21 protein-coding genes and 2 tRNA genes are annotated in these 24107 nt (G+C 58.2%); 8 read left to right on the top strand and 15 right to left on the bottom strand.

Features of this window, described 5'->3' with window-relative positions; all coding sequences use genetic code 11:
* Positions 1 to 73 precede the first annotated feature (73 nt).
* Complete coding sequence (gene clpB, locus B9Z31_RS07920; protein WP_100119011.1) at positions 74 to 2680, bottom strand: ATP-dependent chaperone ClpB; 2607 nt, start codon at positions 2678 to 2680, stop codon at positions 74 to 76.
* Between the two features lie 85 nt (positions 2681 to 2765).
* Between clpB and B9Z31_RS07915 the strand changes: the two genes are divergently transcribed.
* The gene (locus tag B9Z31_RS07915) at positions 2766 to 3317 is read left to right on the top strand and encodes a hypothetical protein (RefSeq protein WP_199174457.1); all 552 of its coding nucleotides are present in this window, start codon (positions 2766 to 2768) and stop codon (positions 3315 to 3317) included.
* A gap of 56 nt (positions 3318 to 3373) precedes the next feature.
* Here B9Z31_RS07915 and B9Z31_RS07910 read toward each other — a convergent pair whose 3' ends face one another.
* The 6 genes from B9Z31_RS07910 to B9Z31_RS07885 are packed head-to-tail and all read right to left on the bottom strand — an operon-like array spanning position 3374 to position 9440.
* Positions 3374 to 3862 (bottom strand): molybdenum cofactor biosynthesis protein MoaE, encoded by a 489-nt coding sequence (locus B9Z31_RS07910; RefSeq protein ID WP_100119010.1) that lies wholly within the window; start codon positions 3860 to 3862, stop codon positions 3374 to 3376.
* Positions 3863 to 3866: 4 nt separating this feature from the next.
* Complete coding sequence (locus tag B9Z31_RS07905; RefSeq protein WP_100119009.1) at positions 3867 to 4118, bottom strand: MoaD/ThiS family protein; 252 nt, start codon at positions 4116 to 4118, stop codon at positions 3867 to 3869.
* Positions 4115 to 5374: a gephyrin-like molybdotransferase Glp gene (glp, locus tag B9Z31_RS07900; protein WP_100119008.1), complete on the bottom strand. Its 1260-nt coding sequence runs from the start codon at positions 5372 to 5374 to the stop codon at positions 4115 to 4117. The genes B9Z31_RS07905 and glp overlap by 4 nt, the downstream gene beginning before the upstream one ends.
* A 5-nt stretch (positions 5375 to 5379) precedes the next feature.
* Positions 5380 to 6825, bottom strand: coding sequence for a threonine synthase (gene thrC / locus B9Z31_RS07895; protein WP_100119007.1), 1446 nt, complete (start codon positions 6823 to 6825; stop codon positions 5380 to 5382).
* Positions 6825 to 8147, bottom strand: coding sequence for a homoserine dehydrogenase (locus tag B9Z31_RS07890; protein ID WP_100119006.1), 1323 nt, complete (start codon positions 8145 to 8147; stop codon positions 6825 to 6827). Before B9Z31_RS07890 ends, thrC begins: the two co-directional genes overlap by 1 nt.
* 51 nt (positions 8148 to 8198) lie before the next feature.
* Positions 8199 to 9440, bottom strand: coding sequence for a pyridoxal phosphate-dependent aminotransferase (locus B9Z31_RS07885; protein WP_100119005.1), 1242 nt, complete (start codon positions 9438 to 9440; stop codon positions 8199 to 8201).
* Between the two features lie 133 nt (positions 9441 to 9573).
* On the opposite strand from B9Z31_RS07885, the gene B9Z31_RS07880 reads away from it, so the two are divergent.
* The 3 genes from B9Z31_RS07880 (at position 9574) to B9Z31_RS07870 (ending at position 12459) form a co-directional block, all read left to right on the top strand.
* A complete protein-coding gene (locus B9Z31_RS07880; RefSeq protein WP_100119135.1) occupies positions 9574 to 9951 on the top strand; it encodes an Mth938-like domain-containing protein in 378 nt (125 codons plus the stop codon).
* 160 nt (positions 9952 to 10111) lie between these two features.
* Positions 10112 to 10597 carry a peroxiredoxin gene (locus tag B9Z31_RS07875; RefSeq protein ID WP_100119004.1) on the top strand — a complete coding sequence of 162 codons (486 nt, stop codon included), beginning with the start codon at positions 10112 to 10114 and terminating at the stop codon, positions 10595 to 10597.
* Positions 10598 to 10746: 149 nt separating this feature from the next.
* On the top strand, positions 10747 to 12459 hold the full coding sequence (locus B9Z31_RS07870; protein WP_100119003.1) for a PhoH family protein: 1713 nt from the start codon (positions 10747 to 10749) through the stop codon (positions 12457 to 12459).
* Positions 12460 to 12486: 27 nt separating this feature from the next.
* Here B9Z31_RS07870 and dnaB read toward each other — a convergent pair whose 3' ends face one another.
* From dnaB to uvrC, 8 genes are all read right to left on the bottom strand, one after another.
* Complete coding sequence (dnaB, locus tag B9Z31_RS07865; protein ID WP_100119002.1) at positions 12487 to 13905, bottom strand: replicative DNA helicase; 1419 nt, start codon at positions 13903 to 13905, stop codon at positions 12487 to 12489.
* 174 nt (positions 13906 to 14079) lie between these two features.
* Positions 14080 to 14155 (bottom strand) — tRNA-His (locus tag B9Z31_RS07860).
* Between the two features lie 26 nt (positions 14156 to 14181).
* Positions 14182 to 16113: a SurA N-terminal domain-containing protein gene (locus B9Z31_RS07855; RefSeq protein ID WP_100119001.1), complete on the bottom strand. Its 1932-nt coding sequence runs from the start codon at positions 16111 to 16113 to the stop codon at positions 14182 to 14184.
* Between the two features lie 64 nt (positions 16114 to 16177).
* A tRNA-Val gene (locus B9Z31_RS07850) sits at positions 16178 to 16253 on the bottom strand.
* Positions 16254 to 16531: 278 nt separating this feature from the next.
* Complete coding sequence (locus B9Z31_RS07845; protein WP_100119000.1) at positions 16532 to 17617, bottom strand: tartrate dehydrogenase; 1086 nt, start codon at positions 17615 to 17617, stop codon at positions 16532 to 16534.
* A gap of 78 nt (positions 17618 to 17695) precedes the next feature.
* Positions 17696 to 18607 carry a DMT family transporter gene (locus tag B9Z31_RS07840; RefSeq protein WP_100118999.1) on the bottom strand — a complete coding sequence of 304 codons (912 nt, stop codon included), beginning with the start codon at positions 18605 to 18607 and terminating at the stop codon, positions 17696 to 17698.
* Positions 18604 to 19173, bottom strand: coding sequence for a CDP-diacylglycerol--glycerol-3-phosphate 3-phosphatidyltransferase (gene pgsA / locus B9Z31_RS07835; protein ID WP_100119134.1), 570 nt, complete (start codon positions 19171 to 19173; stop codon positions 18604 to 18606). The genes B9Z31_RS07840 and pgsA overlap by 4 nt, the downstream gene beginning before the upstream one ends.
* A gap of 122 nt (positions 19174 to 19295) precedes the next feature.
* Positions 19296 to 21236, bottom strand: coding sequence for an excinuclease ABC subunit UvrC (gene uvrC / locus B9Z31_RS07830; RefSeq protein ID WP_100118998.1), 1941 nt, complete (start codon positions 21234 to 21236; stop codon positions 19296 to 19298).
* A 54-nt stretch (positions 21237 to 21290) separates the two neighbouring features.
* On the opposite strand from uvrC, the gene earP reads away from it, so the two are divergent.
* The 4 genes from earP to efp all read left to right on the top strand — a co-directional run bounded on the left by earP (position 21291) and on the right by efp (position 24068).
* On the top strand, positions 21291 to 22391 hold the full coding sequence (earP, locus tag B9Z31_RS07825; RefSeq protein WP_100118997.1) for an elongation factor P maturation arginine rhamnosyltransferase EarP: 1101 nt from the start codon (positions 21291 to 21293) through the stop codon (positions 22389 to 22391).
* Between the two features lie 92 nt (positions 22392 to 22483).
* Positions 22484 to 22966 (top strand): YeeE/YedE family protein, encoded by a 483-nt coding sequence (locus tag B9Z31_RS07820; RefSeq protein ID WP_100118996.1) that lies wholly within the window; start codon positions 22484 to 22486, stop codon positions 22964 to 22966.
* Complete coding sequence (locus B9Z31_RS07815; protein WP_100118995.1) at positions 22963 to 23397, top strand: DUF6691 family protein; 435 nt, start codon at positions 22963 to 22965, stop codon at positions 23395 to 23397. The genes B9Z31_RS07820 and B9Z31_RS07815 overlap by 4 nt, the downstream gene beginning before the upstream one ends.
* Positions 23398 to 23513: 116 nt before the next feature.
* Entirely contained in the window at positions 23514 to 24068 is a 555-nt protein-coding gene (gene efp / locus B9Z31_RS07810; RefSeq protein ID WP_019428318.1) for an elongation factor P, read from the top strand.
* Positions 24069 to 24107: the final 39 nt, after the last annotated feature.

Here is a 24107-nt window from a genome sequence, read left to right as displayed (position 1 = left end):
ATTGTGCCCAAGACCACCCTGCCCGACTGTCACAGCCGTGCACAGGGGGCGTCATCCTCCCCAAAAATACCCATCAAACGGGAAGTTCAAGCACCTTGAAGTCAAATTGCCCAGGGTTACGGACCGGGTCCACAGTCACTTCGATGGTGCATTTGGGTGAGAAACGGCCTTCCAACAGCAACTTCGACAAGGGGTTTTCCAAGCGTTGCTGGATGGCTCGCTTCAGGGGGCGGGCACCGAACACCGGGTCAAAGCCCACTTTGGCCAATTCCGACAATGCGGCCGGGCTGACGTTCAAATTCAGGTCCATGCGGGCCAGTCGCTCTTGCAGGACCTGCAGCTGAATTTGCGCAATGCTGGCAATGTGCTCCGCATCCAAACCATGGAAAACCACGGTCTCATCAATGCGGTTCAAAAACTCCGGACGGAAATGGGTCTTGAGTTCATCCCACACCGCATCCTTGATGTCCTCCGCGGGCTGACCCACCATGGACTGGATCAGGTGCGAGCCCAGATTGGAGGTCATCACAATCACCGTGTTTTTGAAGTCCACCGTGCGGCCTTGGCCATCGGTCAAGCGACCGTCGTCGAGCACTTGGAGCAAGACATTGAACACATCGGGATGGGCCTTTTCCACTTCGTCCAACAGCAACACGCTGTAGGGTTTGCGGCGCACAGCCTCTGTCAAATACCCGCCCTCTTCGTAGCCCACATAGCCGGGGGGGGCACCGATCAGGCGTGCCACCGAGTGCTTTTCCATGAACTCACTCATGTCCATCCGGATCAGGTGGTCCTCGCTGTCGAACAAAAACCCGGCAAGGGCTTTGCACAACTCGGTTTTGCCAACGCCTGTGGGCCCCAAGAAGAGGAAAGAACCTGTGGGCCTGTTCGGGTCGGACAGGCCCGATCGTGAACGGCGAATTGCGTTGGCCACAGCGGCAATGGCCTCGTCTTGCCCCACCACACGCTGGTGCAGTTTGACTTCCATTTGCAACAGTTTTTCGCGCTCGCCCTGCATCATCTTGGCCACAGGAATACCGGTTGCGCGCGAGACCACTTCGGCAATTTCCTCGGCGCCCACTTGGGTTCGCAGCAAGCGGTGTACCGGTTTTTCACCCGGCGCAGACTCTTTGGCCTGGACTTCTTTGAGTGTTTTTTCCAGCGCGGGCAACTTGCCGTATTGCAGTTCAGCCACTTTGTTGAAGTCGCCCTTGCGCGTCAGATCTTCTATTTGTTGACGCAACTGGTCAATCTCTTCACGCACTTGCTGGCCACCCTGGGCCTGGGCTTTTTCAGCGTGCCAAATTTCTTCCAGATCCGCGGCTTCTTTTTTGAGCTTGTCAATTTCCTCTTCAATCAAGGCAAAACGCTTTTGCGATGCTTCGTCGTGCTCTTTGCGAACCGCCTCGCGCTCAATCTGCAACTGGATCAAACGGCGGTCCAGCTTGTCCATCACCTCGGGCTTGGAATCGATTTCAATTTTGATTTTGGCCGCCGCTTCGTCGATCAGGTCGATCGCCTTGTCGGGCAAAAACCGGTCGGTGATGTAACGGTGGCTCAGTTCGGCTGCGGCCACAATGGCCGGATCGGTGATGTCGACACCGTGGTGAATTTCGTACTTCTCTTGCAAACCACGCAGGATCGCGATGGTGGCCTCGACAGAAGGTTCATTGACCAGAATTTTCTGGAAGCGGCGCTCCAATGCAGCGTCTTTCTCAATGTATTTGCGGTATTCATCCAGGGTGGTGGCACCCACGCAATGGAGCTCGCCGCGGGCCAGCGCGGGTTTGAGCATGTTGCCCGCATCCATCGCGCCTTCGGCTTTGCCAGCGCCCACCATGGTGTGCAGCTCGTCAATGAACACAATGGTCATGCCCTCGTCTTTGGCCAACTCACTGAGCACGGTTTTCAGACGCTCTTCAAACTCACCACGGAACTTGGCCCCAGCCAGCAAAGCGGCCATGTCGAGCGACAGCACCCGCTTGCCCTTGAGGGAATCGGGCACCTCCCCCGCCACGATGCGTTGGGCCAATCCTTCGACGATGGCCGTTTTGCCCACACCGGGCTCGCCAATCAAAACCGGGTTGTTTTTGGTACGCCGTTGCAAAACCTGGATGGCTCTGCGGATCTCGTCGTCACGGCCAATCACCGGGTCCAGTTTGCCCATGCGGGCCCGTTCCGTCAGATCAATGCAGTATTTTTTCAGGGCCTCGCGCTGGCCTTCAGATTCGGCGCTGCCCACGTTTTGACCGCCACGAACGGCATCAATGGCAGACTCCAGGCTCTTTCGGCTCAAGCCCTGCTCTTTGACCCAACGCCCGATGTCTCCTTTGTGATCGGCCAAGGCCAACAAAAAGAGCTCACTGGCAATGAATGCATCGCCCCGTTTGATCGACTCCTTTTCGGCAGCTTGCAGCAGTTTGGCCAGATCAGGGCCCACCTGGACTTGGTCTTGGCCGGTGACCTTGGGCAAGCGGTTCACCGCTGTTTCAGCGGCCAACAGCAAACCGGGCACTTGCACGCCAGCCCGCATCAGCAGCGATTTGGGGCCGTCGTCTTGTTTAAGCATGGCCAGCAAAACGTGTGCAGGCTCGATGTAAGCATGGTCTCCACCCAAGGCCAATGACTGCGCATCGGACAAGGCTTCGTGGAATTTGGTTGTCAATTTATCTAAGCGCATGAAAGTTCTCCAATGGGACCTAGCTTGGGGGTTATTGGCCATTTTCAAGCGGCTCAAGCTGGGCTTTGTTGCCTAAAATCAAGAAATGCAGATCCATCAACTGTCCGTCAGCCATGAAGAAGTCCAAGACCGCTTGTTGGTGCGCCTGAACACACAAGAGGCGCATGAATTCCGTTTTTGGCTCACCCGCCGCTTGGCGCTTCGCTTGGTGCCGGCCTTGGACCAATCCCTGATTCGTTTAGAGGCGGCCCAGCCCGGTGTTGCGGCCTCTGACTTGACTACGCAAAAAATATTGACGGACATCCAGCGTGATGCCTTTTTGCAAAGCGCCGATTTCGCCACCCCCTATGCCGCTGCGGCACAACACTTGCCTTTGGGTCCTGAGCCCCTGCTGGTCACTGATGTGCACATGACACTGCAAGCCCAAGGCAACTTGGAGGTGGTTTTTCAACAAAAAAACGGCACCCACGTTCAGTCTTGCCACCTCAACTTGCAAGCCCAATTGGTGCATGGATTGATCCATTTGCTGAAAGAGTCCCTGGTCAAAGCCGAGTGGGAGATGGCCACGCCAACTCAGCCGCCCAGCCAAGAAAATCCAGTCACATCGCCCATGGGCCCTGCGGCCTACAAACACTGAGTGCCAACCGTGCCTGAATGACCCGGCGAGTCACCCACCCCGATGGAAAAAACGCCTCAGCGGTTGTTGCTCTGAATGCCCCACCGGGCCAATGCGGCATCGTCCGACACTCGGGCATCCACCCACTGCGCACCTTGTGGGGTTTGCTCTTTTTTCCAGAACGGCGCTTGGGTTTTGAGGTAATCCATCAAAAATTCGCAAGCCTTGAAGCTTTCACCCCGATGTGCGGAAGTCACGGCCACCAACACAATCTGATCCGCAGGCAACAAACGACCGACACGGTGCACCACCCGAGCCGCATAAAAGTCAAAGCGTTGGTGTGCTTGCTCAATCATGGCTTCGATTGATTTTTCGGTCATGCCGGGGTAATGCTCCAACTCCATCGCTTGAACTTCATCCTGCGCTTGACCCGTGAGCGCGCGGGTGTCACGAACCGTGCCCACAAAACTGCACACGGCCCCTACGCGCATGTCTTGGGCACGTAAAACTTCGATCTCTTGCGACACATCGAAGTCTTCGGTTTGAATCGTCACTGGCGGCCGCATGTGTTCAGCCTCCGGTCACAGGGGGGAAGAACGCCACTTCGCAGTCACCCACCAAGGCCGTCTTGTCGTTGGCCATGACCTGGTTGACGGCCACACGGACAGGCAAACCGGGGGCCAGGCATTGTGCGTGTGCGCCACCGCGTGCGATCAGCAGTTGGCGCAGGGCCGCCACATCGGCCGCCGAAGTGTCGATGGTTTCGCTGCCCACACCGATGGTTTCGCGCAAGGAAGCGAAATAACGCAGCTGAATTTTCATGACAGCCAATCCGAAAAGGACCAAAAATTGAGCATATCGCCATGGGTGATGGTTTGCTCGGCCGGGTTGTCAACCACACCCTCTCCCCACACCACGGAGGTTAGAACACCGGAGCTTTGGTTCGGGAACAAATCCAAGCCACCTTGGGCGTTGCGCCGCACGCGCAGGAATTCACGCCGTTTGTCGGCCTTGGGCAGATCGAAGTGCGCTGGCAAGCGATACGCCACAGGAGGCTGAGCCACGGCACCTTGCAGCGCGAAGATCAAGGGTTTGACCAAAAGCAAGAAAGTGATGAAGCTGGAGACGGGGTTACCGGGTAAGCCCACAAAATGCGCTGCCCCCGCCACGGACTCACGCCGCACATGGCCATAGGCAAAGGGTTTACCGGGTTTCATGGCAATCTGCCACAGCGACAATTCTCCCAAGGTTTGCACCGCGGGTTTGACATGGTCTTCCTCACCCACCGACACACCGCCGCTGGTGACGATCAAATCGTGGTGCTCAGCGGCCGATTGGAGTGCGGCCACTGTCGCGTCCCGGCGATCAGGAACGATGCCCAGATCACTCACCTCGCAGCCCATTCGCTGCAACAAAGCCCGCAAGAAAAATCGGTTGGAGTTGTAAATGGCGCCGGGTCGCATATCGCCTGGGGCCACATCGCCAGGCATGACCAACTCGTCACCCGTCGAAAACAAGGCCACTTTGGGGCGCGCCATGACTTGCACATGCGACAGACCCAAGCTCGCGGCCAAACCCAATTGAGCTGGACCGAGTTTTTGGCCGCGCTGGAGCACCGTGTCACCGACTCTGACATCTTCGCCACTGCGGCGAATCCACTGACCGACCTTGGGGGTGGTCAAGAACCGTACCCGCATGCCGTCTTGCCCGCTGACCGGCTCGGTTTGCTCCTGCATCACGATGGCATCGGCACCCGGGGGAAGCGGCGCTCCGGTGAAAATGCGTGCCGTTTGTCCGGTGAGCAAGTCCTCGCCAAAGTGGCCTGCCGCAATGCGTTGGGTCACGGTCAATTCGGTTCCTGGTTGCGCAATGTCAGCGCTGCGCACCGCGTAACCGTCCATGGAGGAATTGTCGAAAGCCGGCACCTGCAAAGCGGAGACCACGTCTTGTGCCAAGAAGCGCCCATCGGCATCCAAAGTGGCCACGGTGTCAAACCGTGTCAAAGGATGAACATGTGCCAACAAGGCCTGCAAGGCATCGTCCAGTGACATCAAGGGCGCGCGGGAGGGATGGCTCATGCTGTTCAGTCGCAGTGCTGGGAGATGTAAGCCTTGATCAAATTCACATCCGCCTTCATGACCTGCACCCGTTTGGGCAAAGACTCAATGCCTTCAAACTGCGGTGGGCGCTCGGGCTGTCGGCCCAGCGCTTCGACGATGGTGGCTGCGAACTTGATGGGCAAAGCGGTTTCGAGCACCACCATGGGCACGGCCGGGTTCAGATGCTCTTTGGCCACCTTCACGCCATCCGCCGTGTGGGTGTCGATCATCACGCCGTAGTGGGCAAAGACCTGTTGGATGGTATTCAGACGGTCGGCATGGGTGCTGCGGCCACTGTCAAAACCATAAGTCGTGGCCGCTTGCTGAAAACGCGCGTCACCCGACAAGTCGAAGAAGCCGTGGCGGCTCAAACCTTCGCCAAAGATGGCTTTGGTTGTGGCGGCATCGCGCTCGAGCAGGTCAAACACAAACCGCTCGAAATTGCTAGCCTTGGAAATGTCCATCGAGGGGCTTGACGTTTCGTGCGTGTCGGCCGTGCCGCGAACGCGGTAAATACCCGTGCGGAAGAACTCGTCGAGCACATCGTTCTCGTTGGTCGCGACCACCAAGCGGTCAATCGGCAAACCCATCATGCGGGCCACGTGTCCGGCGCAGACGTTGCCGAAGTTGCCACTGGGCACGGTGAAGCTGACCTTCTGGTCATTGCTTTGGGTGGCTTGGAAATAGCCCGCAAAGTAGTACACCACCTGGGCCAACAAACGCGCCCAGTTGATGGAGTTCACCGTTCCAATTTTGTACTGGCGCTTGAAATCCAGATCGTTGGAGACCGCCTTGACAATGTCCTGGCAGTCGTCGAACACGCCTTCGATGGCGATGTTGTGGATGTTGTCGTCGAGCAAACTGAACATCTGAGCCTGCTGGAAGGGACTCATGCGGCCGTTCGGGCTGGTCATGAAGACGCGCACGCCCTTTTTGCCACGCATGGCATATTCGGCCGCACTGCCTGTATCGCCGGAAGTCGCGCCAAAAATGTTCAGCTCTTCGCCTCGGCGTGCCAGTTCGTACTCAAACAAATGGCCCAGCAACTGCATGGCCATGTCTTTGAAAGCCAAGGTGGGGCCGTTGGACAGGGCTTCCAAATACAAATCGGGCTGGGCTTGGCCCGAAGTCTGCAAAGGCTTGAGTGGGACAATTTCTTTGGTGCCAAACACTTCAGGCGTGTAGGTCTTGCGACACAAGACCTGCAGGTCATCGCGTGGAATGTCGTCAATGTAGAGCGACAAGACCTCGAAAGCCAAGTCCGCATAACCTTGGTTTTGCCAGACACTGCGCAAACGGCTCAGGGCTGTCGCATCGATCTGCGGGTAGCGCTCGGGCAGGTACAAACCACCATCCGGGGCCAAGCCTTCAAGCAGGATTTCACAAAATTGTTTGCGGTCAGCATGACCACGCGTAGACAGGTAGCGCATCAGTTCAACTCTTCCTTGCGAATGCGCACGATGGGCGCCATGACCGTGGGCAAGGCCTGCATTTGGGCCAGCACGTTGTTCAAAGTGCCTTCACGGGTATCGTGGGTCAAGATGATCACATCGGTTTGATTTTCACCCGCCTGGCTGACTTGATCGGCTTCGCGCTGCAAGACGGCGTCGATGCTGATGCCTGCTTCGGCCAGCAGACCGGTCAACTTGGCCAGCACGCCGGCTTGATCGGCCACACGCAGGCGCAGGTAATAACTGGTCACGACCTCCGACATCGGCAACACCGACAAGTTGCTCATGGCGCCGGGTTGGAATGCCAAGTGCGGCACGCGGTTGAGGGGGTCGGCTGTGTGCAAACGGGTGATGTCCACCAAGTCGGCGATCACCGCGCTGGCGGTGGGCTCGGAACCTGCGCCTTTGCCGTAATACAAAGTGGTGCCCACGGCGTCGCCTTGCACCATCACCGCGTTCATCGCGCCTTCGACATTGGCAATCAGGCGTTGGGTTGGCACCAGGCTGGGGTGCACACGCAGCTCAATGCCATGCGACGTGCGCTTGGTGATGCCAAGCAGCTTGATGCGGTAGCCCAGTTGCTCGGCGTACTTGATGTCGGCCGCGCCCAGCTGGGTGATGCCTTCGACGTAGGCCTTGTCGAACTGAACAGGGATACCAAAGGCGATCGCGCTCATCAAGGTCACCTTGTGTGCAGCGTCCACGCCTTCGATGTCAAAGGTCGGATCGGCCTCGGCATAACCCAGGCTCTGGGCCTCCTTGAGCACCACACCAAAGTCCAGACCCTTGTCGCGCATCTCCGACAAGATGAAGTTGGTAGTGCCGTTGATGATGCCCGCCACCCACTGAATGCTGTTGGCCGTCAGGCCCTCACGCAGCGCCTTGATGATCGGGATGCCCCCGGCCACGGCCGCTTCAAAAGCCACCATCACGCCCTTGGCTTGCGCCGCCGCAAAAATCTCGGTCCCGTGGACAGCCAGCAGCGCTTTGTTGGCTGTGACCACATGTTTGCCTGCAGCAATGGCTTCCATGACCAAGGCTTTGGCAATGCCATAACCACCGATCAGCTCGATCACGATGTCGATCTCGGGGTTGGCAATCACAGCGCGGGCATCGCCCACCACCTGAACGCCCTCACCCACCAGAGCTTGGGCGCGCGCAACGTCCAAGTCGGCCACCATGCTGATCTCAATGCCACGACCTGCACGGCGCTGGATTTCCTCTTGATTGCGCTTGAGCACATTGAAAGTGCCGCTGCCCACAGTGCCCATGCCCAAAAGGCCCACTTTGATCGGTTTCATTTTTATCTTCTTTACTGCTGTGCGCCCGAATGGCTCAGGCAAGGATTGAATTCAGGCCACCAAGGCGTCGGTGCCAAAGCGTTGACGAGCGCCTTCCAAGAAGCGCGCCACGCGCGCAATCGCTTCGCGCAAATCGTCTTCATGCGGCAAAAACACAATGCGAAAGTGATCCGGATCGGGCCAGTTGAAACCCGTGCCCTGCACCAACATGACTTTGGTTTCTTCCAGCAGTTGCAAAAAGAAATCCTGGTCATCCTGCACAGGGTAAATCTGGGGATCGAGCTTAGGAAACATGTACAGCGCAGCACGCGGCTTGACGCAGCTGACACCGGGAATCGCGGTGATCAACTGGTAGGCCAGATCGCGCTGCTTGCGCAACCGTCCACCCTCACCCACCAATTCGTTGATGCTCTGGTGACCACCCAAGGCCGTTTGAATGGCCCATTGGCCCGGCACGTTCGCACACAAGCGCATGTTCGAGAGCATGTTCAAGCCTTCGATGTAATCACGCGCTCTTTTTTTGTCGCCCGAGATCACCATCCAGCCCGCACGGTAACCGCACGAGCGGTAGCTCTTGGACAAAGAGTTGAAAGTCAGGGTCAGCACATCTTGCGACAAACTGCCTAAAGGCGTGTGTTTGACGCCGTCGTACAGAACCTTGTCATACACCTCATCGGCAAAGATCACCAAACCGTGTTCACGGGCAATGGCCACAATGCCCTTGAGCAACTCATCCGAATACAAAGCACCGGTGGGGTTGTTGGGGTTGATGACCACAATGCCTTTGGTGCGAGGGGTCACTTTGGCGCGGATATCGGCCAAATCGGGCATCCAGCCATGGGCTTCGTCGCAGCGGTAATGCACAGGCGTGCCGCCCGACAAACTCGCCGCCGCCGTCCAAAGGGGGTAATCGGGGGAAGGCAAAAGCAACTCGTCGCCGTTGTCGAGCAAGCCATTGGTCGCCATGACGATCAACTCGCTGGCACCGTTGCCCAAGTAAATGTCGTCCAGCGTGACGCCCAAAATACCCTGCTTTTGGGTTTCGTGCATCACGGCTTTACGGGCCGCAAAAATGCCTTTGCTGTCCGAGTAACCCGCCGAGTTGGGCAGGTTGCGGATCATGTCCTGCTGAATTTCCTCAGGGGCATCAAAGCCAAAAACCGCCAGGTTTCCGATGTTCAATTTGATGATTTTCTGGCCGTCTTCTTCCATTTGACGCGCGCGGTCCATGATCGGGCCGCGAATGTCATAACAAACGTTGGCGAGCTTGGCTGATTTTTGAATAGGCTTCAAAGTGCCTCCAAAAGGAGTTTCAAGAAAGAGAAAACCTATAATTTGACCACATTTCAAGGCTGTTCCGGCCCAAAATTCCAGAGGTTCGCCTCTATTGTTCCGCTGGCAAGGCCAAGCCTTCAAACTCATCGTCATGAAATTACAACCCGACAAATCCAATAGCCTGACCATCAACGCCTATGGGCCAGGCTGGATCGAGGTCAATGGACAGCGCTTCACCAGCTCTTTGATCGTCAGCAGCTTGGCTGGCGCGACCCCGCAAGTGTGGGATGCGGCGCGCTTTGAAGACCTGAGCCCCCTGGATTTTGAAATTTTGGCCCAAAGTGGTGCGGAATTGGTCTTGTTCGGCAGTGGCCAGCGCTTGCGCTTTCCACAAGCGGCTTGGTTCGCCCCTTTGATCCAACGAGGCATCGGGATGGAGACCATGGACACGCCTGCCGCCTGCCGCACTTACAACATTTTGGCCAGTGAAGGCCGCAAGGTTGTGGTCGCCTTGCTGCTGGAAGCTTGAAGCATGAATCAGAGCGACAAATGGGTCATGAGAAGGACTGATCAGTCTTTGGCCTTGCATTCAGAGTAAAATCTAGAGTTGCCGAGGCCCAAGGCCTTTAGCGTTCCAGTCGACCGTGCAAGTCGACAGCGCTCCACCTGTCAAGCGAGTTCAAAGTTTTATGGCGATCGTTCTTAACAAACCCCTCCCCGAATTTGAAGCCAACGCGACCAGCGGCCTGAAAGTTTCCAACGTTTCTCACCTCGGCCAACCCGTGGTTTTGTTCTTCTACCCCAAAGACAACACCCCCGGCTGCACCACCGAAGCCATGCAGTTCCGTGACAAATACAAAGACTTTGTGAAAGCCGGCGCACTGGTGTTGGGTGTCTCGCGTGACAACATGAAATCGCACGATGACTTCAAAGGCAAGCTGGAATTGCCCTTCGAGTTGATCGCTGACACCGAAGAAAAAATGTGCCACATGTTTGGCGTGGTCAAAAACAAGATCATGTACGGCAAAAAAGTCAAAGGCATCGAACGCAGCACCTTTTTGGTGGGCGCGGATGGGACCCTGAAACAAGAGTGGCGCGGCCTGAAAGTGCCAGGCCATGTGGAAGAAGTCCTCAAAGCCGTTAAAGACCTGAAAAAAGCCGCTGCAGTGGCCTGATGCCCTTGTCTCGGTTCTGACTTTTGGCTGGTGCATAATGAATTCATGCCGCTGAAAATCAGCCCTCTCTATGAAAAGCCGCCTGGTGACCCAGGCGGCTTTTTATTTTTTGATTTCTGAATCGTTTATCCATCGAGAGACCATTGCCCATGCCACTGCCACCCGCTCCCACTCAACGTGCCAGCCGTTTGACGCAAGCCGCTTTTGCTGCATCTGGTGCGGAGGATGAAAATGCCCAGCCGCTGATTCAGGTCGAAACCAAGGCCGCCAAGGCGACCACGGGCCCAGAAGAGGCCGCATTGCCCGTCCGCACCCAGGACAGCCCACGCCCCCCCCGCGCACGCAAACCTGCAGCCACGGCCCCGCGCACAGAGCGGCAAACCAGCAGCCTACTGGCCCCGGAACAAGCGAGCGCAGCGCCCAAATCGGCATCTGGCTCCAGCAAGGCAACACGTACGCCACGCAAAAACGGTCCCAAGAAACTCTTCGTGTTGGACACCAACGTCCTCATGCACGACCCCATGAGTCTGTTTCGCTTTGAAGAGCACGATGTTTTCTTGCCGATGATCGTGCTCGAAGAGCTCGATGGTCACAAAAAAGGCATGACCGAAGTGGCGCGCAATGCCCGCCAAGCCAGCCGTTCACTGGACGTTTTGGCGGCAGGACAAGGGCAAGACCTGAGCCAAGGCTCGCCGTTGAGCGTGACAGGCCACTCGGACGCCACAGGCCAGTTGTTTTTCCAAACCCAAGCACTCGACTTGAGCCTGCCTTTGGCACTGCCCCAAGGCAAGGCCGACAACCAAATTTTGGGCGTTGTCAAAGCGCTGGGGCAGATGCATGCCCCCCGCGAAGTGGTTCTGGTGTCCAAGGACATCAACATGCGCGTCAAGGCCCGCGCCTTGGGTCTGCAAGCCGAGGACTACCAGAACGACAAAACCCTGGAAGACGGCGATTTGCTGTACCCGGGCTCTTTGGCACTGCCCGCCGATTTTTGGGTCAAAAACGGCAAAACGGTGGAAAGTTGGCAACAAGGCACGCACACGTTTTACAGAATCTCTGGCCCCATCCTGCCCAGCTTGTTCATCAACCAGTTTGTGTATTTCGAAGCACCGGGCGAGCCGAGTTTGTACGCACGGGTGACTGAAATCCGTGGCAAAACGGCTGTCTTGCGGACCCTGAAAGATTTCGGCCATCAAAAAAATGCGGTGTGGGGCGTGACCGCACGCAACCGCGAGCAAAATTTCGCCGTCAATTTGCTCACCGACCCAGACATCGATTTCGTGACTTTGGCAGGGACCGCGGGCACGGGCAAAACCCTCATGGCCCTGGCAGCGGGTTTGACCCAAGTGCTGGACGACCGCCGTTACACCGAGATCATCATGACCCGCGCCACGGTGAGCGTGGGCGAAGACATTGGCTTTTTGCCTGGCACCGAGGAAGAAAAGATGGGCCCCTGGATGGGCGCACTGGACGACAACTTGGAGTTTCTGGCCAAGGGCGATGGCGGCAACTCCGGTGAGTGGGGGCGCGCAGCCACCAACGAGCTGATCAAGAGCCGCATCAAGATCAAGAGCATGAACTTCATGCGCGGGCGCACCTTCATGAACAAGTACGTGATCATCGACGAGGCCCAGAACCTGACGCCCAAGCAAATGAAAACCCTGATCACCCGCGCTGGCCCGGGCACCAAAATCATTTGCATGGGCAATTTGGCCCAAATTGACACGCCGTATTTGACCGAAGGATCTTCGGGCTTGACCTATGCGGTGGACCGATTCAAAGGCTGGGCGCATGGCGGCCACATCACCTTGGCCCGTGGCGAGCGTTCGCGTTTGGCCGACTTTGCCAGCGACGCCCTCTGAACGTCTGCCAAGAGGGGCTGCCGGGTCTCAGTAATCGTCGCTCAGACCCGACGCCAAACTCTCGAAACGCGTCAGGTTCTTCAGGAAGGTCAAACGGACCGTGCCTGTGGGGCCGTTTCGTTGTTTGCCGATGATGATTTCGGCCACACCTGGATCTTTGGAATCCTTGTTGTAGTAATCGTCGCGGTAAATGAACATGATGATGTCGGCGTCCTGCTCGATGGCGCCCGACTCCCGCAAGTCACTCATCATGGGGCGTTTGTCGGTGCGTTGCTCCACGCTTCGGTTGAGCTGGGACAGCGCAATGACAGGGCATTGGAGTTCTTTGGCCAGCATCTTCAGGCCCCGCGAAATTTCGCCCAACTCGGTGGCGCGGTTGTCGCCCCCTGAGCCACCCGAGCCACTCATCAACTGCAAATAGTCGACCACGATCAGGCCCAACTTGCCGCACTGGCGAGACAAACGACGGGCATTGGCACGCAGCTCGGATGGCGTGAGGCCAGGTGTTTCATCGATGTGCAAAGACACGGTGCGCAGCTTTTCAATGGCTTCGGTCAAGCGTGGCCATTCCTCGTCGCTGAGTTTGCCCGTGCGCAGATGGCCTTGATCGATCCGACCAATGGAACCCACCACACGCACCGCCAATTGGGATGCGCCCATTTCCATCGAGAACACCGCCACAGGCAGTCCCTCGTTCAAGGCCACATGCTCGGCGATGTTGATCGCAAAAGCGGTTTTGCCCATCGATGGACGCGCGGCCAGCACCACCAAGTCTCCCGCTTGCAAACCAGAAGTCATGCGGTCCAAATCGTAAAAGCCGGTCGGCACCCCCGTGACTTCATTGGGGTTGTCGGCCATCTCTTGAACGCGGTCCAGAAGTTCCACCACCAGCGTGTCCATCGACTGAAAGCCCTGCTTCATGCGCGAGCCTTCTTCACCGATGTTGAAGATTTTTTGCTCCGCCTCATCCAAGATGCGGTCAATCGCCTTGCCTTGCGGGTTGAAAGCATTGGTGGCGATTTCGTCGCTGGCGGACACCAACTTGCGCAAGATCGAGCGCTCACGCACGATCTCGGCGTAGCGGCGGATGTTGCTGGCGCTGGGCACGTATTGCGCCAAGGAGTTCAAGTAGCCCAGCCCCCCCATCTCGGCCGTTTTGCCCTGGTTTTGCAACTGCTCACTCACGGTGATCACGTCAGCAGGCTTGGAAGTGTTGATCAAGGCCCCAATGGCGGCATAAATCAACTTGTGCTCATGGCGGTAAAAGTCTGTATCCACCAGCAAATCGCCCACACGGTCCCAAGCGCTGTTGTCCAGCAGCAAGCCCCCCAACACGCTCGACTCGGCTTCAATCGAATGCGGTGGCACACGCAACTTGGCAATTTGACTGTCAGAGGAATAGTCAGCGGGAAATTCGCTCAGATGGGGGGAGAAAACAGCAGACATGGTGTACCGGCAAACGAAACAGCAATGTTAGCCCCTGCGCCCCCGTGAGTCACGGGATAAACCTGTGGATAAACAGGGTGTAAACGGTGATCAAGCAGGGACAACGTGGGCACACAAACAAAGTGACACACAAACAAAAAAGCCCTTCCGGCATCGGAAGGGCTTTCAGGATTTTGGGGTGGCTGATGGGGCTCGAACCCACGACAACAGGAATCACAATCCTGGACTCTACCAACTGAGCTACAGCCACCGTAGGTCGATATTATAGCCCGAGACTCAGGGTTTTTCGGAAGCGGCATCACCCAAGTTTTTGGGTTTTTGAGCCAGCATTTGGACTTTGAATTGGGCCTTCAGGCTCGCCAAATAAGCTTGAGACTCCGCCTGCGACCACAGGCGGGCAAATTGGGTGCGGCTTTGTTCTGCTTGTTGGGCATTGGGCTCTGGGCGAGACACAATTTTGTTCACCCGAACCACGGCGTAGCCTTGCCCCCCCAAATCCACGCCCACCAAAGCAGGCAGTTTGGCGGGGTCAGCACGAAGGGCTGCATCCACCACGGCAGCCGGCTGTGCAGCGGCTTGATCGCGCGAAACGGTCAGCGGCTCACCCAAAGCGGCCTGCGCTGGTGACGACTTCCAGGCGGTCAAACTGGCCTGGCCCTCGGCTTTCGCGAGCGCCGCCGATTGGTCCTGAACCCAGCGCCCGCGCACTTCGGCTTTCACCTCGTCAAAAGCGCGCACGGTGGCGGGACGGTGCGTGACGATCCGAGCGGACACCAAGGTGTTGGAAGCGACTTCAACCGCGGCTGTATTGCGACGCTTGGCCACGGCATCTTCCGAAAAAATGGCTTGCAGCAATTTCGGGTTGTTCAAAACGCCTTGGGCACCGGGAACTGGCGTGCGGGTCAGGCCTTGTGCTTTTTGGAGGGTCAATTTCAAGCGCTCGGCCACGGGTGTCAAGCTGTCAGATTGCTCGTACACGCTGTTGCTGAAGGTCTCGGCCAATTCGGCGAACTGGCGTTGCGCCTGTTGCTTGCGCAAATCGGCTTGCAGCTGAGGGCGCATCGATTCAAACGTCGGCACAGGCGGCTGCTTCACATCGGTCAAAAGGATGATGTGAAAACCAAAATCCGAGGTCACGATGTCACTGATTTCGCCCTTTTTCAGTGCGAAAGCCGCGTCCTCAAAGGGCTTGACCATGGCGCCTCGGGCGAAAAAGTCAAGGTCACCGCCATTTTGTGCGGAGCCCGTGTCATCGGAGTTTTTGCGCGCCACTTCGGCAAAAGATTTGGGGGCTTTGCGCACGGCGGCCAACAATTCATCGGCTTTGGCCCGAGCTTTGGCTTTGTCGGCGTCCGGCAAGTCTTTGGCGGCATTGACCAAGATGTGGCTGGCACGGCGTTGTTCTTGGCCAGACAGGCGCTGGAGGTTTTGCTCGTAATAGGTTTTCAGGTCTTGCTCGGGCAATTCGATGCGTGACTGCAGGGTGGGCAAATCCAAGACCAGGAATTCCACATCCGCATTTTCCACAGAGCGGAAACGCTCTGAATTGTCTTTGTAATAGCGCTCCAAATCGGCATCGGTCACCACCACTTTGGCGGCGAAGTCAGCGGCTGACCAACGCTTGACTTGCACATCGCGGCGTTGCAGGTAGGCGTCCAAGGCCGTGTCGGTTTGTTTTTGGGTGGCGAAAGCGGAAGCCTGCAAACCCGCCAAGACCTGCTGGTTCGACAAATCACGGCGGACACGGGCTTCGAGCATTTCAGGCGTCATGCCTTGGCTGGCGGCCAACTGGCGGTAGCGCTCCATGTCCAACTTGCCGTCGGCGCCGCGCAAACTGGCAATAGACGGGTCTTGCTGGAGATAACGCGCCAATCGCTGGTCGCTGGTGACCAGCAATTGCTTTTCAGAGGCCAAAGCGATCAAACGGTCATTCACCAATTTGTCCAGCGTGGCGTAGCGGGCCTCTGCCGAGTCCAACATTTTGGGATCGATGTTCGGGACAGAGGCGCGAATGCGATCCACCTCTTGCTGGTGGGCTGCGTCCCACTCTGACTGGGTGATCTTGTTGCCATCGACTCGGGCGACCACAGCGCCCTTGTCCTCAAACTGGCTGTAGCCTTCAATGCCGAACAGCACAAACGAGGGGATCACCAGCAAGAACAACAAGCCCATCAAAATTTTGGAGTTGTTGCGAATCGAATCAAACATGTTTGAAGTCTCGTGTAATCAACAAAAAAGGCGAACACAGGGGTTCGCCTTGGTTTGTATGTGGTGGTGGGCGCTGACGGTCTCGAACCGCCGACCTACTCCGTGTAAAGGAGCCGCTCTACCAACTGAGCTAAGCGCCCCACATAAAAAATCTTCAATTCAAAACCGCATCAGGAAGATACAAGATGAGGCTCTGAAATTTGGGCAATCTTGATTTTAATCGCACCGACAAGGTGCAAAGGGTCAAAACCGCCTTGTTCAACAGGGCCTTGTTGTGGGTCACAGGCCATGCAGGAGGGGAAAAGCCCACAAAGGCTCTGCCCAACGGGTGCCAATTTTATCCTTGAATGGTCCACAAAACAGGCGGCACACTGCTAAATACACGACGCCGCAGCCTTTGCATGGGCTTTGCGAACGCTCAGAGTGCTTGGGCAATGGCTTTGCCGACATCTGCCGTTTTGGCAGTCCCGCCCAAATCAGGCGTGCGAGGCGCGTCTGATCCTGCAGCCAGTACTTTCTCAATGGCGGCCAATACGGCGTCATGCGCTGGTTTGTGGCCCAAAAACTCCAACATCATCGCGCCACACCAAATTTGACCAATGGGGTTGGCAATGCCCTTGCCTGCGATGTCGGGTGCCGATCCGTGCACGGGCTCAAACAAGGATGGGAATTTGCGGTCCGGGTTCAGGTTGGCGCTGGGCGCGATGCCAATGGTCCCCGTGCAAGCCGGGCCCAGGTCACTCAAGATGTCACCAAACAGGTTGCTGGCCACCACCACATCGAAAAAGTCGGGGCGCTGCACAAAGTGCGCGGTCAAGATGTCGATGTGGAACTTGTCGACGTGCACGCCCGGGTAGGCCTTGGCCATCTCGGCCACGCGCTCATCCCAATAAGGCATGGTGATGGCAATGCCGTTGGATTTGGTGGCACTGGTCAGGTGTTTTTTGGGGCGGGACTGGGCCAACTCGAAAGCGAACTTGAGCACACGGTCGACGCCAATGCGGGTCATGATGGATTCTTGCATCACGATTTCGCGCTCGGTGCCGGGGAACATGCGGCCGCCCACGCTGGAGTATTCACCTTCGGTGTTTTCACGCACGATGTACATGTCGATCTCGCCAGGCTGGCGCGCGCTGCCATCACGCCGCACCACGGGCGCGATGATGCCGGGCATCAGGCGCGCTGGGCGCAAGTTGATGTACTGGTCAAACTCGCGGCGAAACAAGAGCAAAGACCCCCACAAAGACACATGGTCAGCAATTTTTTCGGGCCAACCAACAGCACCAAAGTACAGGGCGTCATGGCCACCGATCTGGTCTTTCCAGTTGTCGGGCAGCATTTGGCCGTGCTTTTCGCAGTAATCCCAGCTGGAAAAGTCGAAATGGTCAAAGTGCAAATCAATGCCGAACTTGCGGGCTGCTGCATCCATCACCCGCAAACCTTCGGGCATGACTTCTTGGCCAATGCCATCTCCGGGGATGACAGCGATGCGGTGCTTGCTCATACGGGGTACTTTCTGAATCGGTGAAACAAAGGGACAGGACGAAAAAAACGAAAGCTTAGCAACAAAGCGAAGCCCAAGTCATCGGGCGCGGGAAGGCCTAACCACCCAACTCACGCCCCAAGCCGTGAGGGCGGTGCCCAAAAGGGTGGCCAGGGTGATGGATTCATCAAACAAAAACCAAGCCATCATGGCCGTGGTGGGGGGCACCAAATACATGAGGCTGGTGACCGAAGCGGCCGCGCCTCGCTGGATCAGCAGGTACAGCAGTGAACTGCCACCCAAGGTCAAGCCGAGGACCGACCAGGCCATGGCCCCCACCAATTCGGCATTCCAACGCATCGATTCGGTCTCCATCAGTGCCAGGGGCAAGGTGACCACCAAAGCGGCGAACAATTGCACGGTATTGGCCGAGCGCACATCGCAGGCTTGCACAAAACGCTTCTGGTAGAGGGTGCCCACGGTGATGCTGAGCAGCGCGGTCACGGCAAAGGCCATGTTGGCAGGCGTGACATGGTCCAGGGCTGTGCCCAAAGTCAATTTGCGCCAAACCACCATGAGCAAGCCGACAAAACCCAGACACAAACCGAGCCACTGCCTGCGCGAGATGCCGGGCTGGTCCGTGCCGCGCAAGCTGTACGAGAGCCAAATGGCGGTCAAAACGGGTTGAAACCCCACCACCAAAGACGACAAGCCAGAGCCCATGCCCGCCTTGACGGCCACCCACACGCCGCCCAGATAGCCTGCGTGCATCAAGATGCCCGTGACCGATAGATGCAGGAATTGCTGGCGACTTTGCGGCCAAGCCACCTTGGCCAGCACAATCCAAACCCCAAAGCAGGCGATCGACAAGGCGTATCGCATCGATAAAAAAGACAAAGGGGGGGCATGGGGCATGCCAAAACGGGCGACGATGAATCCCGTGGCCCAAATCAACACAAACACCACGGGTGTTGCCTTGACCCAAGCGTCAGACGAACGCAGGCCGGTCATTTCACCCGGGCTCGAATCTCGGGCAAAGCCTTTTGCATGTAGTACACCATGGACCAGATGGTCAACACGGCGGCGATCAGGATCAAGACAGCGCCCCAATCACGGGTGTCGATCAGGCCGAACAACATGCCGTCATAGAGCAAGAAAGGAATCGCCACCATTTGCACGGTGGTTTTGAGCTTGCCCACCATGTGCACCGCCACACTCTTGCCCGCGCCAATTTGTGCCATCCATTCGCGCAAAGAAGAAATGGCAATCTCACGGCCAATGATGACCAAGGCAATCAGCACATGCACCCGGTTCATGTGCACCAAAATCAGCAGCGCTGCGCACACCAAAAACTTGTCGGCCACCGGGTCCAAGAAAGCGCCAAAAGCCGATGTTTGGTTGAGTTTTCGGGCCAAAAAGCCATCGAGCCAATCGGTGAAGGCAAACAGCACAAACATCACGGTGGCGATGGTGTTTTGCGTTTCCACCGTCAGGCTTTGCAGGTAATACACGCCAATGATCAAGGGGATCGCGACGATGCGCGTCCAGGTCATGATGGTGGGAATGGTGAAAAACATGGGCTCATTGTGCACCAAGCACATGGCTGTGGGTTGACGCTGTCGCAGCCCCACCCCGGAGCGATGGGTCGAGGTCTGCGCTTGCAATTTCATGGCGAGGGCGGCGCGCCTGCCAGCCGGTTTCAGTGCAGGGCGTTGTAAATGGCCTCGGCCAAGTCCCTGGAAATGCCGTCCACACCCAGCAAGTCTTCCACACTGGCACTTTCAACACCGCGCACACCGCCAAAACGCTGCAGCAGTTTGGCCCGTTTGCGTGGACCGATTCCGGGAATTTCCTCGATCTTGCTGCCGCCCATGCGCACCTTGGCGCGCTGTGCCCGCATGCCGGTGATGGCAAAACGGTGCGCTTCATCGCGAATCTGGGCCACCAACATGAGCGCGGCCGAGTCCTTGCCCAAATAGACCTTTTCGCGGCCATCGGCAAACACCAGCTCCTCCAAGCCCACCTTGCGGCCCTCGCCTTTTTCGACACCCACAATGCGTGAGAGGTCCAGTCCCAAATCCGTGAACACCTCACGCGCCATGCTCACCTGGCCTTTGCCACCGTCGATCAGCACCAAGTCCGGCAATTTGGCCGTGCCCTCGCCCGACCGCAAGGCTTCGGCCAATTTGCCGTAGCGGCGCATCAGCACCTGGCGCATGGCGGCGTAATCGTCTCCGGGGGTGATGCCCTCGATGTTGTAGCGGCGGTAATCGCCGCTTTGCATCTTGTGCTGGCGGAACACCACGCACGAGGCCTGGGTGTTCTCGCCCGCCGTGTGCGAAATGTCAAAGCACTCGATGTGCAGCTGGTCCAGGTCATCGGGTGCCAGATCCAAGGCTTCGGCCAAGGCCCGGGTGCGGGCTTGCTGAGAGCCCTCTTCGGCCAGCAATCGGGCCAGTTGCAGATCGGCGTTTTTCTCGGCCATCTCCAGCCACACACGGCGGTGTTCGCGCGGCTGCGTCACGGTGCTGATCTTCACGCCCGACTGGGCCGACAGCGCGTCAATCAGCACCTTGTCCACAGCCGCACTCAAAATCAACAGCGGCGGCACGGGCACGCCAATGTAGTGCTGCGCCAAAAAGGCTTCCAGCACCTGCACCTCAACCGGGCGCTTGAGCTCACTGTCCCCATCACCCTCCTCCAGACCCAAGAGGTCCTGCGCGTCCTGAACGTGCACCGGGAAATAAGGCCGGTCACCCAAATGCCGCCCGCCCCGCACCATGGCCAGGTTCACACAGGCGCGGCCACCCTGCACTTTGGCCACCAAGATGTCGGCATCGGTGTCCACCGCCGTGTCCACCGACTGTTGGTGCAAGACCCGCGACAAGGCCGTCAGCTGGTTGCGCACCTCGGCGGCCTGCTCAAACTCCAGGCGCTCGGCGTGGGCCATCATCCGCGCTTCCATCTCTTGCATCAACGCCTGGGTCTCGCCACGCAAGAACTGCTCGGCAAGCTGCACATCGGCCTTGTAGTCTTCGGGGCTGATCAGGTTCACACACGGCCCCGAGCAACGCTTGATCTGAAACAGCAAGCAAGGCCGTGTGCGGTTGGCAAACACGGTGTCTTCACAGGTGCGCAGCCTGAACACCTTTTGGATCAGCTGGATCGACTCCTTGACCGCCCATGCGCTGGGGAACGGCCCGAAGTAACGGTGCTTTTTCTCCACGCTGCCCCGGTAATAGGCCACACGCGGGTAATGCTGGGCCTCGGGCGTCTTGACCACGGCGGGCAGCGCCACGCGACCGTTGCCCGTGAGCTTGAGGTAGGGGTAACTTTTGTCGTCCCTGAACAGGATGTTGAAGCGCGGGTGCAGCGTCTTGATGAGGTTGTTTTCCAGCAGCAGCGCCTCGGCCTCGGAGCGCACCACGGTGGTCTCCATGCGCGTGATCTTGCCGACCATGTGGCCAATGCGGGTGCCGCCGTGGTCCTTCTGGAAGTAACTCGACACCCGGCGCTTGAGGTTCAGCGCCTTGCCCACGTAAAGAAGCTGCTCCTGCGCATCAAAGTAGCGGTAAACCCCCGGCAAGGCGGGCAGCGCGGCAACTTGCGCGAGCAGGGCTTCATCATGGGTGTGCGACATGGCGGCTATTGTCAGTGAAAAAAAGTCGGTGACATCTCCAGCGACAATCGGCGCATGCCGCCGCACACACCATCTGGCCCCATCTGGGACATCTTCTGCACCGTCATCGACAACCACGGCGACCTGGGCGTGTGCTGGCGCCTGACGCGCCAGCTGCGCGACGCCGGCCAGCGCGTGCGCCTGTGGGTGGACGACGCCTCGGCCCTCGCCTGGATGGCGCCCACCGCGCACCAGGAACCGGGGATTGAGGTTCACCCCTGGGCCGCTGCCTGCCAGGCCAGCACCCTGCAAGCCCTGCCCCCGGCAGACGTCTGGGTCGAAGCCTTTGGCTGCGACATCCCCGAAGCCTTTGTGGCGCACGGTGCGGCCACCCGAGCGCAACAACCCCGGTGGATCAACCTCGAATACCTGAGTGCCGAAGACTGGGTGCCCCGCATGCACCAGCTGCCCTCACCCATCATGAGCGGCCCGGCCAAGGGCTGGACCAAAACCTTCTTTTACCCCGGCTTCACGCCCGACACGGGCGGCCTGCTGCGGGAAACCGATCTGCTGGAGCGCCAGCAAAACTTTGACCGCACGGCCTGGCGTGCGCAACATGCCCCCAAGCTCGCTCCGGGCGGCCTGCTGATCAGTCTGTTCTGCTACGAACCCGCCGCCCTGTCCCTCTTGTTGAGGCAACTCGTGGGCACACCCCACCACCTGCTGGTCACCCCCGGCCGCCCACTGGCGGCGGTGCGCCAAGCGCTCAAGGGCATGGATGAACAACCGAGCTGGAGCGCCCTGCCCTATACCGACCAAGACGGCTTTGACCAGATGCTCTGGGCCTGCGACTTGAATTTCGTGCGCGGCGAAGACTCGCTGGTGCGGGCGCTGTGGGCCGGCCAGCCCTTCGTCTGGCACATCTACCCGCAGGACGACAACGCCCACCATGCCAAGCTGGAGGCCTTTTTGGACTGGATGCAAGCGCCGGATAGCCTGCGGCAAGCGCATCGGGTTTGGAATGGGGTGCAAGAAAGTCGATGGCCGGTGCTCGATGCCAGCCAACTGTCCGGCTGGACGGCTTGCACGCAAACGGTAAGGCAAAAGCAAATGGCGCATGACCACTTGGTGCCGCAATTGCTGGTGCATTTGGCAAACACCGCCGCAACAGAATGACCGGGTTCTTGACCGGCTCAATCGCGCAAACCTGTCCGGGTCATGGCTGAACCCACAAAACAAGCTCACTTCCTCCTTGATAATCCCGACCCATGACTCTGATCGACACCCTTTTCCCCTTGGGCTGGCAGCACTACCTGCTGGGCGGCCTCATGATTGGCGCTGGCGTGGCGCTGCTGTATTTGTTCAACGGCTGGGTGGGCGGCATGAGTTCCGTCTTTTCCAGCAGCTGGTCTTTTGTCTCCCAACGGGCGTTTTTTCAGCAAGCCCGTTTCATCAACACCCGCCACTGGCGCCTGGTCTACGCGCTGGGCGTGGTGCTGGGGGCGCTGGTTTGGCGCTTTGCGTTGGCGGGCGGGGAGGCGCAGCACACCAGCGTGCCCGCCTGGCAGCTGCTGGTGGGCGGCTTTTTGGTGGGCTACGGTGCCCGCTTGGGAAATGGCTGCACCTCCGGCCACGGCATTTGTGGCCTCGGCTCGCTGCAGCTGCCTTCGCTCGGCGCGGTGCTGACCTTCATGGCCACCGCCTTCATGACCGCCAACCTCATGGCCATCGTCACGAAAGGCCTGGCATGAACAACATGAATCCCCACACCCTCTCCTTGCCCAAAGCACTGGTCACCCTCGTGGCTGGTGCCTTGTTTGGCTTTGGCCTGTCGCTGGCCACCATGGTGCAGCCTGATGTAGTTTTGGGCTTTTTGCGCTTTCAAGACTGGGGCCTGATGTTGGTCATGGGCGGCGCAGCGGGCCTGGCGATGTTGGCTTACAAAGGTTTTCCGCGCTGGTTCAGCCGCCCCCTGCTGGGTGGTCAGTTCTTGACACAAGCGGCCAGCTGGAACCGCCAAACCGTGATCGGCTCGGCCATTTTTGGCGTGGGCTGGGGATTGTCTGGCGTGTGCCCCGGCCCCGCCATCGCGGCCTTGGGCACGGGCAATACGGACATTTTGTGGGCCTTGGGCGGCATTGTTTTGGGCGCTTTGGCCCATGGCCTGACTGCAAGGGAATGAACGCGAATGGGCGGGACTGCGCGCTCACGGGCACCTTCGGCCGAAAAGCAAGCCCCGCAGGTTAGAATAATGGGCTTGGCTTCAAGCCACCCCCTTTCATTTCAGACTCTATTCCTATGAAAACCGCTCAAGAAATCCGCGTCGGCAACGTCATCATGCACGGCAAAGACCCCATGGTCGTCCTGCGCACCGAATACCAACGCGGTGGCCGCGGCTCCTCGACCGTGCGCATGAAGCTCAAAAGCCTGATCGCCAACTTCGGCACCGAAGTCGTGTTCCGCGCCGACGACAAAATGGACCAAGTCATTCTGGACAAGAAGGACTGCACCTACTCTTACTTCGCTGACCCCATGTACGTTTGCATGGACACCGATTTCAACCAGTACGAAGTCGAAGCCACCAACATGGGTGACGCTTTGAACTACCTGGAAGACGGCATGGAACTCGAAGTGGTGTTCTACAACGAGAAAGCCATCTCGGTGGAATTGCCCACCAGCGTGGTGCGCGAGATCACCTGGACCGAGCCCGCTGTCAAAGGCGACACCTCAGGCAAAGTGCTCAAGCCCGCCAAAATTGCCACCGGCATGGAAGTGCCCGTGCCTTTGTTCGTGAGCCAAGGCGACAAGATCGAGATCGACACCCGCACTGGCGAATACCGCAAGCGCGTCTGATCCGCCGATCAAGACCTGCACAAAGCCCCGCAAGGGGCT

This window comes from Limnohabitans sp. G3-2, assembly GCF_002778275.1.
Lineage (GTDB): Bacteria > Pseudomonadota > Gammaproteobacteria > Burkholderiales > Burkholderiaceae_C > Limnohabitans_A.
This window is presented reverse-complemented; position numbering and strand designations above follow the sequence as displayed.

What these genes read in the sequence shown, in the direction of transcription:
- clpB (WP_100119011.1), bottom strand. Translation starts at nt 2,680, where the DNA reads ATGCGCTTAGATAAATTGACAACCAAATTCCACGAAGCCTTGTCCGAT.
- B9Z31_RS07915 (WP_199174457.1), top strand. Translation starts at nt 2,766, where the DNA reads ATGCAGATCCATCAACTGTCCGTCAGCCATGAAGAAGTCCAAGACCGC.
- B9Z31_RS07910 (WP_100119010.1), bottom strand. Translation starts at nt 3,862, where the DNA reads ATGCGGCCGCCAGTGACGATTCAAACCGAAGACTTCGATGTGTCGCAA.
- B9Z31_RS07905 (WP_100119009.1), bottom strand. Translation starts at nt 4,118, where the DNA reads ATGAAAATTCAGCTGCGTTATTTCGCTTCCTTGCGCGAAACCATCGGT.
- glp (WP_100119008.1), bottom strand. Translation starts at nt 5,374, where the DNA reads ATGAGCCATCCCTCCCGCGCGCCCTTGATGTCACTGGACGATGCCTTG.
- thrC (WP_100119007.1), bottom strand. Translation starts at nt 6,825, where the DNA reads ATGCGCTACCTGTCTACGCGTGGTCATGCTGACCGCAAACAATTTTGT.
- B9Z31_RS07890 (WP_100119006.1), bottom strand. Translation starts at nt 8,147, where the DNA reads ATGAAACCGATCAAAGTGGGCCTTTTGGGCATGGGCACTGTGGGCAGC.
- B9Z31_RS07880 (WP_100119135.1), top strand. Translation starts at nt 9,574, where the DNA reads ATGAAATTACAACCCGACAAATCCAATAGCCTGACCATCAACGCCTAT.
- B9Z31_RS07875 (WP_100119004.1), top strand. Translation starts at nt 10,112, where the DNA reads ATGGCGATCGTTCTTAACAAACCCCTCCCCGAATTTGAAGCCAACGCG.
- B9Z31_RS07870 (WP_100119003.1), top strand. Translation starts at nt 10,747, where the DNA reads ATGCCACTGCCACCCGCTCCCACTCAACGTGCCAGCCGTTTGACGCAA.
- dnaB (WP_100119002.1), bottom strand. Translation starts at nt 13,905, where the DNA reads ATGTCTGCTGTTTTCTCCCCCCATCTGAGCGAATTTCCCGCTGACTAT.
- B9Z31_RS07855 (WP_100119001.1), bottom strand. Translation starts at nt 16,113, where the DNA reads ATGTTTGATTCGATTCGCAACAACTCCAAAATTTTGATGGGCTTGTTG.
- B9Z31_RS07845 (WP_100119000.1), bottom strand. Translation starts at nt 17,617, where the DNA reads ATGAGCAAGCACCGCATCGCTGTCATCCCCGGAGATGGCATTGGCCAA.
- B9Z31_RS07840 (WP_100118999.1), bottom strand. Translation starts at nt 18,607, where the DNA reads ATGACCGGCCTGCGTTCGTCTGACGCTTGGGTCAAGGCAACACCCGTG.
- pgsA (WP_100119134.1), bottom strand. Translation starts at nt 19,173, where the DNA reads ATGTTTTTCACCATTCCCACCATCATGACCTGGACGCGCATCGTCGCG.
- uvrC (WP_100118998.1), bottom strand. Translation starts at nt 21,236, where the DNA reads ATGTCGCACACCCATGATGAAGCCCTGCTCGCGCAAGTTGCCGCGCTG.
- earP (WP_100118997.1), top strand. Translation starts at nt 21,291, where the DNA reads ATGCCGCCGCACACACCATCTGGCCCCATCTGGGACATCTTCTGCACC.
- B9Z31_RS07820 (WP_100118996.1), top strand. Translation starts at nt 22,484, where the DNA reads ATGACTCTGATCGACACCCTTTTCCCCTTGGGCTGGCAGCACTACCTG.
- B9Z31_RS07815 (WP_100118995.1), top strand. Translation starts at nt 22,963, where the DNA reads ATGAACAACATGAATCCCCACACCCTCTCCTTGCCCAAAGCACTGGTC.
- efp (WP_019428318.1), top strand. Translation starts at nt 23,514, where the DNA reads ATGAAAACCGCTCAAGAAATCCGCGTCGGCAACGTCATCATGCACGGC.